Here is a 14,306-nt window from a genome sequence, read left to right as displayed (position 1 = left end):
CTTTGGCAACATTCACTTCAATAGTATTTCCGCCATATTTTAGCGCGTTATCAATCAAATTTGTAATTGCATTTTCAAAATGAAAAGGATCAACTTCCATAGGTAAATCTTCAATATTGCTTCGGAAAGAAAGTGTTTTTTTGGCTGAAAATGTACGTTGCTTGTCAGTTGTTTTTGAAACGAAATCAACAATATTTACCGATTCTTTTTTCAACAACAATTTCTCACTGTCGAGTGTGGCAGTTTCTAGCAATTTCTCCACCATCAAATGTAACTTTTTCAATTGCTTTTCTGAAATTGACAAATATTTTTGTGTCTTCTCAGGATCATTCATCGCACCAAAATGCTGAATCGCTTCCAAAGCGGTTGAAACTGTTGTAATCGGAGTTTTAAATTCGTGTGTAATATTGCTAATCAAGTCGTTTTTAATCGCTGCCAATTCTTTCTGTTTACGAATCACACGCAACAAATACAACAACGAACTAATAATTGCCAACGAAAGTAATGTGGAAAGCAGAATACCAAACATGCTTTTTTGTAAAACGGCTGTTGTAATATTGGCATATTGTAACTCTACTTTTTCATTAGGTTTTAAATACGCAGATTTTGCATTGGTTTTTAAGAATTTCTTCGGAAGTGAATTCACATTCAATTCATCAATCAATTCATTTTTATGATACTTTTTAAAACGATACGGAAGTGCAATTTGCTTGCGATCAAACTCAATGTCTAAAAACGATTGCAGTTTTTTAAAATTCAGCGAATCTTCTGAAATAGAAATATATAAAGATGAAACTTCATTAAACAGGCGAATACTATCTTTATACTGTTGAACGCCATCACCAAACTTTGCCAATTTCGCTCTTATACTTGATTCGGCAGAGTTTAATAAAGAATCAATTATTTCTTTAGGATATTCTACATCACCTTCTACTCGTGTATCAATAATAATAGTATCAGCTTTGTGAAAATTATCATGGCCAAACACACGTAAAATAGAATCTGTTTTTACATTTTTAAGCTTTTCAAATGTAGGCAAATCGCCAAGGTCGGAAGCATCCATAGACACAAACATCACTCTATCTTTTTTAGCAATAGCTGCATAATACGCTTCTACAGCATTATCCAAACTTATCTGCACCTGATTGATAAATTGTTGTTTATTGGTTTGATAACTCTTGTAATTCCAATACACCTGTACAGCAATTGTGATTGCAATAGTTGCAATAATGCTGTATAAAATCCAAGAAGTGGCACGTTGTTGTTTCATTTTAATATCTTAACAATTCAAAAGTAAGGCGTTATTTGTCATAATACAGCATCGGTTAACACTCGTTAACGTTCATTAACCAAAATCGATTAGAAAGAAGTTCATATTTGTACCATCAAAAAACTAAAAAACACAAACGAATTATGAAAATGTATACAAAATCAATCATCGCATTTGTCTTTATGTTGCTCAATGCCATGTTGTACGCACAAGACTTTCAAGGAGTCGCAACCTACAAAACCAGCATGAAAATGGATTTCAAAATGGACAGTGTAGGACAAAGTCAAGGAATTGACAAAGACATGCAAGAAAAACTAAATGCAATGCTGCAAAAACAGTTTCAAAAAGAATACACACTTACATTTACACCGTATGAATCGCTCTATAAAGAAGAAGAAAAATTAGCCGCGCCATCACCACAAAGTAGCGGAATAAATATTATGGTTATGGGCAATAGTCAATCTACAACACTGTACAAGAATTCCAGAGAAAAACGCTATGCGCATGAACAAGAAATTATGGGTAAAAAGTTTTTGGTGAAAGATGAATTAGAAAACAAAGAGTGGAAACTAGAAAGCGAAACAAAATTCATTGGTCAATACACATGTTACAAAGCAACGCGTATCATTGAAATTGAGAAAATGTCGTCTATGTCTTTCAATTCTGATGAAACCAAAGAACCCGAAGTAACTAAAGAAAAAGTGACTGTAACCGCTTGGTATACGCCAGAAGTTCCTGTAAATGCAGGTCCAGATATGTATTGGGGTTTGCCAGGGTTAATCTTAGAAGTAAACGATGGAACGCGCACAATGGTTTGTAGTAAAATTGTTTTAAACCCTAAAAACAAGGTAAAAATCAAGGAGCCAACGAAAGGAAAAGAAGTCAATTCTGCAAAATTTGAAGAAATCATGGAAAAGAAATCAAAAGAAATGATGGAACGCTATAATGGAAACGGACGCGGAGACGGAAATGAAATCAGAATAGAAATAGGAGGATAACAAAAGATGAAAAATCAATTTCAAAATAACTATTTACTGCTGTTTTGTCTGATCGTTTTCATATCAGTAACACAAGCTCAAGTTGCCACAATTCCTTTTGAGAATGATGAATTAATGTACATCAAAGTCAAAGTAAACGAGCATACAGCACCATTAAATTTTGTGTTTGATACGGGTGCTTCTACAGTTGTTTTAGATGAAAAAGTAGCTGAGAAAATTGGTGTAAAAGCAGACTATCAACAACCTACGCAAGGTGCTGCCGGATCAGAAATGTACAACATTGCATTGTCGCAAAAATTTCAAATAGGAAATGTAATTCTGGAAGATGCACATACGGTTTTGGTCGATTTAGAACGTTTATCCAAACGTGGAAATCAGCAAGTAGATGGAATTATCGGTTACAACATTATGAAGGAATATGTAACGCAGATTGATTACGACGAGAATGTAATAAAATTGTATAAAAGCATAAAAGATATTCAAGAAAAAGAGCAATACAAAACGGTTGAAGCATCTTTTGATTACAGTCAAATTCCGCAAGTCAATCTCGAATTTACACTAGAAAACAATCAAAAATTTAAAGGGAATTTTCTGTTTGATTCTGGCGCGAATTTGACATTCTTACTCAATACACCTTTTGTAAAAGCCAAAAACATAGAAAACTTACTTGGAAAAACGATTGAAAACAAAGCGGAAGGACTTACCACTTCTTCCAACTTTAAAATTGGGAAAATAGTGAGTTTGCAATGGGACGATTTTACTTTTGGAGAAATGCCAATCGATTTATCAAATAGCAAAGCAGGCGTAATGGCTTCCGAAGCATATACAGGAATCTTAGGAATTAAAATCATCAATAAATTCAATAGTATTCTCGATTATAAGCATAAAAAAATCTATCTAAAACCAAACAAAACGTATCAAAAAGCTTTTGAATTTCCACGTAGCGGAATTTCCCTAACACAAGAAACGGACATCATTAAAATTTCAAACGTAATTACAGCTGCTGAAGCGTATAAAAAAGGAATTCGTGAAGGCGATCAATTGCTTGAAATAAATGATATTACCGCAAAAGATGTGCGCAAGTGTAGAGAAATTTTAAAGCAAAAAAACGAAAAAGTAAAGCTGAAATTAAAAACAGAAAAAGGAACTATAAAAACAATCACGATTCTGTTGAAACGCCTGATATAGGCTTTTTTAAGAAAATTTTAACAAAAGAACATTAAACCCAGTCAAAAAATAATAGTCCTAATGAAGTTAAAAGTGTAACTTTTTACCCTAATATGTACTAACATAGCAGGAATACTGAAAAAACACTAAAAAACATAAATATCTAACAGATGAAACGACTATTACTTTGGAGCTTAGTTTTATGCACAACAGGCGTATTTGCTCAAAATTTTCAAGGAAAAGCTTACTATCAATCCAAAACAACTGTGGATATGGATAGTTGGGGCGGCAGAGGTGGCAGACAAATGTCAGCTGAGCAAAAAAAACGTGTTCAAAATATGATGAAAAGCTATTTAGAAAAAGTATACGTTTTAAATTTTTCTCAAACAGCTTCAACCTATAAAGAAGAAGAAAAAATTGAAGCGCCAGGACAAGGTGGAAGAGGCGGTTTTGGTCGTATGATGATGGGAAGTTTTTCGCCAGGACCACAATACAAAGACGTAAGAAACCAAGTATTGTTAGAGTCGAAAGAGTTTTTCGGTAAAAAATTCTTGATCAAAGACAGTTTGCAAAAGTTAGAATGGCAAATGGAAGGTGAAACCAAACAAATTGGAAAATACCTTTGTTTCAAAGCAACTGCATTAAAGAAAGTTGACGAACTTGATTTTAGCGCAATGCGTCCAAGAAACCGAAAAAAGGATGAAGACAAAACAGCTGAAGAAAAAAAGCAAGACTCTATAAAAGCGGCAAAAGATCCGTTTAGTCAAGTAGACATTCCAAAAGAAATCTTAGTAACCGCTTGGTACACGCTTGACATTCCTATCAACCAAGGTCCAGGAGAATATTGGGGATTGCCAGGATTAATTTTAGAAGTAAATGCATACAAGACTACTATTTTATGTTCTAAAATTGTCATGAATCCAGGTGAAAAAGAAGTCATTGAAGCGCCAACTAAAGGTAAAGAGGTGACACGTAAAGAATACAACGAAACTGTAAAAACCAAAATGCAAGAAATGCGCGACATGTACCGCGGTCGCGGAGGAAGAGGTCGTGGCGGAGAATAAAATCTGTCTAGCCAACAACTAACCAGAAGAAAAAATACCAATGAAAAATATATTACTGCTACTGCTGTGTTTCACGGCACAGACTACTATTGCCCAAATTAAATTTGAAGGTGTCGTAAAAGACAGTGTTGGCAAACCTTTAGAATTGGCAAACGTGATAGCGCTTAACAAAGCAACAAATACCTTAGAATCGTACGGGATTACCAATAATGAAGGTCGCTTTAGACTCGCATTAAAGAAGAATACAAACTATGCTATAAAAGTAAGTTTTATAGGTTTGGCAACTGTAAATGATTCGTTAACTACAAAGGAAGTAGATATTACAAAAGACTTTGTAATGAAAGCCGATAAAAGCTTAGACGCCGTCGAACTTACTTATGAAATGCCCGTAACCATCAAAGGCGATACGATTATATACAATGCGGATTCTTTTAAAAACGGCTCGGAAAAAAAACTAGGCGATGTCCTAAAAAAACTGCCCGGCATTGAGGTTACAGATGATGGTGAAATAGAAGTAGAAGGAAAAGCGGTAACGAAAGTCATGGTAGAAGGAAAGGAGTTTTTTGATGGCGATAGCAAATTAGCTACAAAAAACATTCCTGCGGATGCGGTTGACAAAGTAGAAGTGCTAAAAAATAGCAACGAGGTTTCACAGCTAAGAGGTCTTGGAAATGATCAAGATAATGTCATGATCAATATCAAACTGAAAGAAGGAAAGAAAAACTTTTGGTTTGGTGAAATTACGGGAGGAATTGGTCCCGAAGAACGCTATATTGCCAATCCACGCTTGTTTTATTACAGTCCAAAATACAGTGTTAATTTCATTACAGATTTTAATAATATTGGTTCCATTCCGTTTACAACACGTGATTATTTTAATTTTTCAGGCGGATTTAGAAATGCAGCCAGAAATACAGGTACGAACTTTAATGTAGCTTCAAGCGATATTGGTTTTTTAACGCTGAGAAACAATCGCGCGAAAGCGATCGACTCAAAATTTGGAGCAGCCAACTTTAGTTATTCGCCAAAGAAAACGTGGGACATTACTGGCTTTGCAATCTATTCTGGTTCACGAACTGAATTACAAGAAAACAGTGTTAATAATTATATTGACGAAACAACTCCCGACGAAATTACGACGACAACAACGCGCCAAAAAAGTGATTTAGGATTGTTTAAACTTAGCTCAACATACAAGCCAAATAGCAACAATCAGATGGATTATGATATTTTTGCAAAAGTGTCGCAACAAACGGAAACGCAAGATTTCTTTTCATCGCTACTAGGAAATATTGATGAGCGCCAAGCGCAGAATCCGTATAGTTTCAATCAAAATTTTAACTACTATTATACGTTAAGCGAAAACCATATTTTTGCATTGGAAGCGCAGCATTTATTACAAGACGAAGATCCGTTTTACAATGCACGACTCGCGCAAAGTGAACAATTCCGTTTTACAGATGTACTAGGTTTAAATACGTCGCAAACGTTTTTAGATATTGCACAAGACAAACGCGTAAAAACGAACAAATTTGATGCACGATTGGATTATTGGTACGTGTTAAATCAAAAGAGTAACATAAACATTACGGCAGGAACTACGTTGAGTTCACAGCAATTTGATTCGGAAATTTTCCAATTATTAGACAGCGGAAGCAAACTGTCATTATTTAGCGCGCAACAAGCGTTAGAAAATGATGTGAATTATAATTTTTCGGACACATACGTGGGAATGCACTATAAGATAAAATCTGGAAAGTTCACCTTTACGCCAGGACTTACCGCGCATGCGTACAGCATAAAAAATACGCAATTCGATTCGGAATTTAAAGATACATTCACGCGTTTTCTGCCAGATGCAAACATTCGTGTGCAGTTTAAAGATTCTGAGAATTTGAATTTTGCCTACCAAATGCAAACCGATTTTACAGACGTAAATAATTTGGCAGAAGGTTTAGTCTTTAACAATTACAATTCCATTTTTAGAGGAAACAGAACGCTTGAAAATGCGTTGTCACACAATTTGAACTTGAGTTACTTTAGTTTCAATCTGTTCAATTACACAAATATTTTTGCCTTTTTAAATTACAACAAACGTGTAGATCCAATCCGAAATCGTTCACAATTCTTAACCATTCCTGGAAGTGGAACTGATCCTGATGTGTTAAGTACAAACAGTGTTTCTACACCATTTAACTCAAACTTTGCAGATGAAACATTTACGGCAAACGGACGTTTTGAGCGTACATTTGGAAAAATAAAAGCATCTGTTGGCGGAACCTTATCGCTTTCAAAATTTAATCAAGAAATTAACGGAATTCGGAATGTCAACGAATCGTTTACGCAAGCATACAGAACGCGCGTGAGCACAAACTTTAGAAACGCTCCAAACATTGAAGTTGGTTACAATTTAACCATCAATAATTACGATCAAGGAAACAATTCAAACCGTTTTATTACCAACAGTCCGTTTGTAAACGTAGATGCATATTTCTTGAAGAGTTTCATCTTTACTGCCGATTATTCGTATTTTAATTACAGCAATGAAGAACGTACAATCAATAGTTACAACTTCTTAAAAGCGGAACTATCGTACCAAAAGAAAGACAGTCAATGGGAATATACGGTAAGCGGAACGAACTTATTAAACACAAAATCATTGAATCAAGACAATTCAAATTCTTTCTTAACAAGTACGAGCGAATATTTTATTCAGCCGCGTTATGTGATTTTGAGTGTGAAATATAATCTATAAATAAAAACAACATAAAATAACCAAAAGCCTTCCTATAATCTGGTATAGAAAGGCTTTTTTTTTAAAAGAAAATAATTAAAAAAATAGCAATATTGTGTAAGGTCGCAAAACATACCATTTGGTCAGTTAAGCGACACTTTTATGCTTTATAAAGTAATTGTATTGTGGGTGTGAAGCGTGGAAATGCTTCTAGGTTTCTTTCACGAGAATATAAATTGTTAAGTTGACATTTTTCATAATGGGTCGGTTTATATACTAGATAGCAAAACTTCCAAAAGGTTGCGTCCGTATGTGAAAAAAAATGCGTTTTACTTTGTAGAAAATATTTTTTTGATTGTGATTTTAAGATGTTTTGTGTTTGTAACTTATTGTAAATCAAAAAAACAGTACGTAAAAATGCAACTATTTTTTCACGCACTGTTTTTTTAAATTTATTTTTGAAAAAAGGAAGAAGAGGTTATCTTAATCACAGATTTTTCATTTAGCAGCGATGATTATTTAAGAAATGACATCATTTTCATTGTTGGTTGTACTGCGTTCTAAATACTTAGAAATACAATGCACAGCACCTAAGTTTGAAGCAAAAGGATGAAAATCTACAAGCATGTTGACTTTATAGCCTAGATTTTCCCAAATTCTACGATTGGCTGTATCAGTAGCTTTTAATTCTGCCCAACTTCCGTGTCCGTAAGTAGGAAGCCAAACCGTTTTTTGAGTTCCATCGTTTTCTACCAAACAATTATTGGCAGTTGCAAAATACCACAGTCGCTCTTTGCGAACTTCATCATCAACATATACCAAAGGAAGCGGATTTCGGATGACGTCAAATTCAGGATTGGCAGCTAAGTTTTCCGCAATATCATCATAAATCTCTTGCATGGCATATCTTTTATGCGCTTTTAGAGAACCAACAATTTCTTCTGCTAATTTTGGACTTCCAACAAGAATTTGATATTTCCCTTCACTATTTCTTCCTGCCAAGGAAATAAACATATCAATATGAAATAAGGGTTGCGTAGTTCCTTCTTTGTTCCCTCTATTTAGCACATTCGTCCAAATTTCGCCATTCAATTCAAACTCTGTTGCCGTTTGTTCTGGCACAGGCAATGCAGTTCCTACATAAAATAATTCTTTTTTATGATCTAAGTATTCTTTATACAAACTTTTTATGAAGTCGTTTGGCGTTTCGTCCATAGGTTGCGAAATGGCGTTTCCTATGTTTTGCAGGGAATTTCTAGGATAATCGGCTCCGATAAAAAAGAAATTATCACCAATTAAAATATTTCCTCCTTGGTAATATAGTGGCGTTTTATAGCTTTTTAGAGAAGAAATATTAGCAGCTCTTGCCGCCATTTGTCCATCTGCATATCGCGGAAATTTGATAGGTTCTGTAAACCATGTTTGCCCATTTTGATCTTTTGTAATGGCATATCCATCTTCTGCCCACACGGAAAAATGAAGGTGATCTTCTATAGTTCCAACTTCAAGTCTGCTGGGATTAATTCGTGCATTTGAAATCCATCTTTCAAAAAAACTTTTGCTAGATTCATGAATTAGTACTAAAAAATACGTGTGTTCTGGTAGGTTTAAAAAGAGATCTGTATACGCGTCCCAATATACATTTTTTTCCCTTTCATTTATGGGAATGGCATAACTTGGAATGGTAAAAAATATTTTTTCAATTTTTCCATTCGCAGTACTTACAATTGATGGGTTTTGTGGCGCGGTATGTTTAAAATTTAGGATGCTTGTTAAGGTTTCTTTTTGTGGTGCAGCTTTGTTTGCTGAAAAGTTGGTAAAATTTAAAGGTTGTCTATTACTTTTATCGATCAAGCCTTTTGATGTTTGGGGAACAACATGCTTGGATTCTTCACCGATTTCGATATGAATATCCTTTTCTATTCTTGAAATTAGTTGATTTGATTTTTTGTAGTGTCTAACTTTTTTTTCCATTGTATGATATGTTATAGTTATAATGCTTACTCTATTGAAGGTTTTCAGCGTTCTCCTTTTTGTAATTCATATTTCAAAATTCACACTTTTATGTAAGAATAAAAAGACTGATAGTACTGAAAAATCTACATAGTATAAATACGTGTTTTTCTGTAGTTTTTACGTGTTTACAGATGAAAATAGTAAGGTGCGGTATTTTTTTACGTAGTTTTATGGAAGCATTATCGATAAGCAAAACGACTTTAATATAGTACAATGTACACTAAAACTTAAAAAAACATGAAGAGCATTCCACAAGAAGAAAAGCTATTACGATGGCAACGTGAACATATTTTACGTTTGGCAGATCATTTTCATGAATTTAATGAAATATCAGGGCAGCATTTGCGTGCGCAAAAATTTAGTTTAGGAATTGAAGCTTTAAAAATAGTTGCGGATAATTGGAAAACGACAACTCAAATAGAAATTCATTTGGGTTTGAATGAAGTAGAAACAGAAAAAAATGCCATCACTTTTATACCACTTTTTAAAACTATAAATGCGCAAGGCGAAGAAGCTTTTTTTGATATGGAAATTACGAATGAAATTCCCAAAAGTAATACACGTACTGTGAATGGCTTAAAACCTGATATTGTGCCAGAATCGTATGTGTATATGGTGACAGAAAATTGGAATACAGTTGATTTTCATTTAATTGACGATTTGTTTGTGGTGCAATCTAAAAATAGTCCTGTACGAGTTAGAAGCTATAGTTTAACCGAAGATCTTGTTAAACAATTGAATTCTATGAATGGTGAAGACTTGGTAGCTGTACATGTTTATTTAGGATTGGATATGAACAAATTCAACAAAACAAATCTAACCTCATTTACGCCTATTTTTGGATTTGTATTTAAAGATGCTGTTGCTAACGATACATTTTCTTTTTTGGATGCACTAAATTTTTCAAAACGAAATAATGAATTAAAGACACGGGAAATTTTTGTACAATATTCAAGACCATGTCCGCCAACTTGCTAATACAAACAAATGAGTAAAGAATTCTTCGGAAATCTCAGTCTTATTTCATCAATTGCGGTGATACTTCCTTTGTGTATAGCACTTTGGAAGTATCGTCGTTTGCAACCTGTGCAACAGAAATTACTGTATTTACTCGTTACTATTTTTGTGGTAGAAGCCGTTGCAAATATTTTGTGGCTTCAAAAAGAAAACAATCATCCTGTCTATCATTTTTACAGTATTATTGAGTTTGGACTGATTCTTTATTTATACAAAGATGCTTTGAAACGATTATTTTCAGCACGTTTCTTTATTGTTTTATGGATTGTATTTGCGGTATTTGCCATTGTAAATATGAGTTTCTTTCAAAGCTTAACTACTTTCAATTCCAATGTAACAACGCTGTTAGGATTTTTAGTCATCTTTTTATCGCTGAGTTATTTTTATGCACTTTTAAAACAAGAAACGTATAGTCCGCTAGAGCGGAAACCACTATTTTGGATCAACGCAGGATTTTTAATTTATTTTTCGAGTAACTTATTGCTGTTTTTCATCAATAATAGCATGTTTACAGAAGCAGACGAAATGAGTCATTTAGTCTGGGGATTGCACGCTATTGTCAATATTATTTTAATTATTTTCTTTACAATTGCAGTATGGGTGAATCCGAATCAAAATTAACATTACAAATCATCATAATAGGAATGGTGGTGCTTTTTGTGCTGGCATTGGCTGTTATTATGTTCTTTATTATCTATCAAAAACGCTTATTTGCACAGCAACAAAAACATCAAAAAATTGAAGCCGATTACCAAAGAGAATTGCTGCGTATTGCTATTCAGAGTGAAGAAAGAGAACGTGCCCGAATTGGAAGAGAATTGCACGATGATGTTGGCGCTTTACTAACCGCTACAAAATTATATTTGAGTCAAATTTCTCCTGAAGTTGCTCCCGAAAAACTCACCACAACTGTTGCTAAAATGTATTCTTTGTTTGATACAATGATTCAAGGTGTACGGAATATTTCACAAGATTTGCGTCCAGTTATTTTAGAGAAATTAGGACTAATGGAAGCGGTAAAAAGTTTGGTTACTACAATCAATGATTTGAATGTTGTTCACGTAACTTGTATTGATACTACCCAAAATATAGTCGCAAAAGCACACGAATTGAATGTATATAGAATCATTCAAGAATTACTGAATAATACGCTAAAACATGCAAATGCTACGGAAGTTTCTATTCTTTTTAAGAATGAAAGTACAGATTTAGTGATTGTATATAAAGACAACGGAATTGGCATTCAGCAAGATAAATTACAACAAAAAAAGGGAATTGGACTAAAAAACATTGAAAGTAGGCTGTCTGTACTCTCAGGAACTTTCAAGTTTTCAGACCAACAAAAAGGCATAGAATTAACCATTAAAATACCTATCAATCATGAATAATCATACTATAAAAGTTGGCATTACAGACGATCATGAGTTGTTTCGCGAAGGCGTAAAGCTTATTGCGAATACTTTTGAAGGAGTTGAAGTCATTCTGGAAGCAGAAAACGGACACGAATTGCTTACACAGTTAAAAAATGCAGTTCCAGATGTGATGCTGTTAGATTTAGAAATGCCTGTTATGGACGGAATAGAAGCGACTAAAAAAATTCGTGAAGAATATCCGGGAATAAAAATTTTGATTCTAAGTATGCACAAAGAAGAACGTATGATTACGTATTTAATGGAAATTGGAGCAAACGGATATATACTAAAAGATGCTGCCCCGCAAGAATTTGAAGAAGCCATTAGAGTAGTATACGAAAAAGGATTTTATTTCAATGAAGCAGTTTCGCACGCCATGTTAACAGGATTGAAAAACAAAACAAAAAAACCTCCGAAAATAGGCGATAATTATGATTTAACAAGTCGCGAAATGAAAGTGTTATTATTAATTGCAGAAGGATTAACAACCTCAGAAATAAGCGAAAAATTATTTATAAGTCCGCGTACTACTGAAGGACACCGAAAGAACTTAATTTCTAAATTAGGTGTGCGAAACTCAGCTGCATTGCTCATAAAAGCGCTTAAAAAAGGCTTGATTTCAATTGATAATATAAAGTAAATACGACGAAAAAATTAGATAATAATTTTAACAAGGCGACCAATATTCGAGGCGAGTCAATTTTCCGTTTGCGATATAAATTCGCAATCCGTCTTCATAACCTTCGCTAAAAACGATGAATACGCCGTCTAATTTTTTTCCAAAACCTTCTTTAATTTGATCACCAAACATGCCAACGAGTTCTGAAAAATTGGTTTTGTGAGATAAGTTTCGGTCGCCATATTTTACAATAATGGTATGGTCTTTTTTAAAATTCACATATTCTAAGAGATATTTTTCTTTTTTATTTCCAGTAAATTTAATTGTGTCATAATCAAGCGTTGTATACACAATACTTTGTGAATCATCTGTGACCAAAAATCCACAATCATAATTAGGATCATATACTTTTTGCGGCTTTCCTAGTTTTTTAAGAATCTTAGATTTTGTGGCATAAAAATGTAGACCGTTATAGCTTAGTAAATCAAAATCTACAGCTTGTGCAACACACAGTTTGGTTAGTAAAATAAATACAATAACTAGCATTGTGTTTTTCATTTTTCTGTTTGTGTTACGAGTTGATTTTCAGCTTCAAGTCCTTTTATCGTTGGTGCGTCAATCATTTTTTGAATTCGCTGTGAGATAAAGATACTCATAATTACAAATCCCATAAAAAAGAAAAAACCGTATTGCAATTCCGATTTATTCGTAGATAAAACTTCAAAGCTTTTAATATTATTTTCAAGTTGACTTAATTGACTCGAAATAATTCCTGTAAAACCAATATATGACATAAAAATGGCAACTACCATAACATCTGCCATCGACCATTTTCCGCTTTTAAATACTAAAAAACGAATTATTTTATTGCGCTTGAGCGAACGTTTATAGACTAATGATAAACTCGAAATTAGTTTTGATATTGGGAAAATTACACTAAAAAGTAAGACTAAAATACCGACTAACATCACTTTGGTTTTCCCTTGAGAAAGCATCACACTTGACACTTCCATAATACTTTTACTCTTATAATACAATACTTGATCTTTAAACGAAATTGTTTCGCCCATTAATTGTAATTCCATAGAAGCAATACGCGCATCAATATCAATCATGGGGAGAAAAACGCCCAAAGCTAGTAAGTGAACTGCCGCTAAAATAAACAAAGTAATGCTTAAATTGGTTGCTTCTTTTATGATGAAGAGTAACAAAATTAGGATTATAAAAGCACCTAATAATACACTATTTGAAACATTTTGTTTGCTGCCAATACGTTCTAATGTACTCGAAATATTTGCAATACAAGCTTCTCCAGTATCTGTTTTGTATTTGGTAAGAATGTTGTTGTAACTGGTATAATCTATTTTTTGAAAAGTACCTTCTGTATATGAATTAATCTGTGCTAAAATATAATCTCTGATACTATCTCTGTTTTGTTCACTTTCTAAAAAGTTGAGAATATCGTCCGTAATTGTTGGTACTTGATTTTTTAATTCACCAAAAATTTCAAAATAATCAGCACCGATATTTCGGAGTGAAATTCCTAAAAAATCAGCATTTTTTTCGTTATTGGCTTTGTAGGTGCGTTCAAACTTATCAATAGATTCATTTAAAAACTTTTCAATCTTTATTTTGGCTTCTCCGCGTTGTCCGCCTGAAATTTTAAGGTCTTTTAATTTCTTAGTAATGATAGTTGCAAACTGTTTTTCCCAAGCATCAACATTGAACATTCCGTATTTAATATCCGAAAGCTCAATGGCATCTGTTTTGAGGACGCGTTTTTGAGTTTCTAAAGTATAGGTTGAAAACGCCGCAATACTTATTGCGCAAAGCAATACAAATAAAATGCTATGTATGATGAGGTTTTTACGCACGCTTTTTTTGAGTATTTTGTTTCTATTATTGGCTAAACTTTATCGTTTTACAAAAATAAGACGAATAACTATCAAATTTGTTTCAAAATAATTTTGAGGAAATTTAGAGTACTTCGTTTTGAATTTCGAAATTGC

At 33.5% G+C, this 14,306-nt stretch carries 12 protein-coding genes; 8 read left to right on the top strand and 4 right to left on the bottom strand.

Annotated elements, in window-relative coordinates; genetic code table 11:
- The coding region (locus tag AB8B65_RS16315; RefSeq protein WP_405302338.1) for a sensor histidine kinase at positions 1 to 1,270 on the bottom strand (1,270 nt) is incomplete at its 3' end.
- A gap of 143 nt (positions 1,271 to 1,413) precedes the next feature.
- Between AB8B65_RS16315 and AB8B65_RS16310 the strand changes: the two genes are divergently transcribed.
- The 4 genes from AB8B65_RS16310 to AB8B65_RS16295 all read left to right on the top strand — a co-directional run bounded on the left by AB8B65_RS16310 (position 1,414) and on the right by AB8B65_RS16295 (position 7,254).
- Positions 1,414 to 2,268: a GLPGLI family protein gene (locus AB8B65_RS16310; protein ID WP_405302337.1), complete on the top strand. Its 855-nt coding sequence runs from the start codon at positions 1,414 to 1,416 to the stop codon at positions 2,266 to 2,268.
- Positions 2,269 to 2,274: 6 nt separating this feature from the next.
- Positions 2,275 to 3,456 (top strand): aspartyl protease family protein, encoded by a 1,182-nt coding sequence (locus AB8B65_RS16305; RefSeq protein WP_405302336.1) that lies wholly within the window; start codon positions 2,275 to 2,277, stop codon positions 3,454 to 3,456.
- A gap of 149 nt (positions 3,457 to 3,605) precedes the next feature.
- Positions 3,606 to 4,499, top strand: coding sequence for a GLPGLI family protein (locus AB8B65_RS16300; protein ID WP_405302335.1), 894 nt, complete (start codon positions 3,606 to 3,608; stop codon positions 4,497 to 4,499).
- Between the two features lie 40 nt (positions 4,500 to 4,539).
- Positions 4,540 to 7,254: a carboxypeptidase regulatory-like domain-containing protein gene (locus tag AB8B65_RS16295; RefSeq protein ID WP_405302333.1), complete on the top strand. Its 2,715-nt coding sequence runs from the start codon at positions 4,540 to 4,542 to the stop codon at positions 7,252 to 7,254.
- Between the two features lie 498 nt (positions 7,255 to 7,752).
- Here the strand turns inward: AB8B65_RS16295 and AB8B65_RS16290 are convergent, their stop codons facing one another.
- Complete coding sequence (locus tag AB8B65_RS16290; RefSeq protein ID WP_405302332.1) at positions 7,753 to 9,207, bottom strand: hypothetical protein; 1,455 nt, start codon at positions 9,205 to 9,207, stop codon at positions 7,753 to 7,755.
- A 279-nt stretch (positions 9,208 to 9,486) separates the two neighbouring features.
- Between AB8B65_RS16290 and AB8B65_RS16285 the strand changes: the two genes are divergently transcribed.
- From AB8B65_RS16285 to AB8B65_RS16270, 4 genes are read left to right on the top strand one after another with little or no spacing between them, the layout of a single operon-like run.
- Positions 9,487 to 10,227 (top strand): hypothetical protein, encoded by a 741-nt coding sequence (locus AB8B65_RS16285; protein WP_405302331.1) that lies wholly within the window; start codon positions 9,487 to 9,489, stop codon positions 10,225 to 10,227.
- A 9-nt stretch (positions 10,228 to 10,236) separates the two neighbouring features.
- Positions 10,237 to 10,887, top strand: coding sequence for a hypothetical protein (locus tag AB8B65_RS16280; protein WP_405302330.1), 651 nt, complete (start codon positions 10,237 to 10,239; stop codon positions 10,885 to 10,887).
- Complete coding sequence (locus tag AB8B65_RS16275; RefSeq protein ID WP_405302329.1) at positions 10,863 to 11,654, top strand: sensor histidine kinase; 792 nt, start codon at positions 10,863 to 10,865, stop codon at positions 11,652 to 11,654. Before AB8B65_RS16280 ends, AB8B65_RS16275 begins: the two co-directional genes overlap by 25 nt.
- The gene (locus AB8B65_RS16270) at positions 11,647 to 12,318 is read left to right on the top strand and encodes a response regulator (RefSeq protein WP_405302328.1); all 672 of its coding nucleotides are present in this window, start codon (positions 11,647 to 11,649) and stop codon (positions 12,316 to 12,318) included. Before AB8B65_RS16275 ends, AB8B65_RS16270 begins: the two co-directional genes overlap by 8 nt.
- A gap of 27 nt (positions 12,319 to 12,345) precedes the next feature.
- Here the strand turns inward: AB8B65_RS16270 and AB8B65_RS16265 are convergent, their stop codons facing one another.
- Positions 12,346 to 12,855, bottom strand: a complete 510-nt coding sequence (locus AB8B65_RS16265) for a hypothetical protein (RefSeq protein ID WP_405302327.1) — start codon at positions 12,853 to 12,855, stop codon at positions 12,346 to 12,348.
- A complete protein-coding gene (locus AB8B65_RS16260; protein ID WP_405302326.1) occupies positions 12,852 to 14,171 on the bottom strand; it encodes a paraquat-inducible protein A in 1,320 nt (439 codons plus the stop codon). Before AB8B65_RS16260 ends, AB8B65_RS16265 begins: the two co-directional genes overlap by 4 nt.
- Between the last annotated feature and the right edge of the window lie 135 nt (positions 14,172 to 14,306).

Origin of the sequence: Kordia sp., assembly GCF_045105435.1 — a bacterium.
In the GTDB taxonomy this organism is placed as follows: domain Bacteria; phylum Bacteroidota; class Bacteroidia; order Flavobacteriales; family Flavobacteriaceae; genus Kordia.
Note: the sequence above shows the minus strand (reverse complement) of the source record. Positions and strands in the feature narration are given on the sequence as shown.

Bases quoted from the DNA above. Each gene is read 5' to 3' on its own strand.
- AB8B65_RS16310 (WP_405302337.1), top strand. From the start codon at position 1,414: ATGAAAATGTATACAAAATCAATCATCGCATTTGTCTTTATGTTGCTC.
- AB8B65_RS16300 (WP_405302335.1), top strand. From the start codon at position 3,606: ATGAAACGACTATTACTTTGGAGCTTAGTTTTATGCACAACAGGCGTA.
- AB8B65_RS16290 (WP_405302332.1), bottom strand. From the start codon at position 9,207: ATGGAAAAAAAAGTTAGACACTACAAAAAATCAAATCAACTAATTTCA.
- AB8B65_RS16295 (WP_405302333.1), top strand. From the start codon at position 4,540: ATGAAAAATATATTACTGCTACTGCTGTGTTTCACGGCACAGACTACT.
- AB8B65_RS16270 (WP_405302328.1), top strand. From the start codon at position 11,647: ATGAATAATCATACTATAAAAGTTGGCATTACAGACGATCATGAGTTG.
- AB8B65_RS16305 (WP_405302336.1), top strand. From the start codon at position 2,275: ATGAAAAATCAATTTCAAAATAACTATTTACTGCTGTTTTGTCTGATC.
- AB8B65_RS16285 (WP_405302331.1), top strand. From the start codon at position 9,487: ATGAAGAGCATTCCACAAGAAGAAAAGCTATTACGATGGCAACGTGAA.
- AB8B65_RS16280 (WP_405302330.1), top strand. From the start codon at position 10,237: ATGAGTAAAGAATTCTTCGGAAATCTCAGTCTTATTTCATCAATTGCG.
- AB8B65_RS16275 (WP_405302329.1), top strand. From the start codon at position 10,863: ATGGGTGAATCCGAATCAAAATTAACATTACAAATCATCATAATAGGA.
- AB8B65_RS16265 (WP_405302327.1), bottom strand. From the start codon at position 12,855: ATGAAAAACACAATGCTAGTTATTGTATTTATTTTACTAACCAAACTG.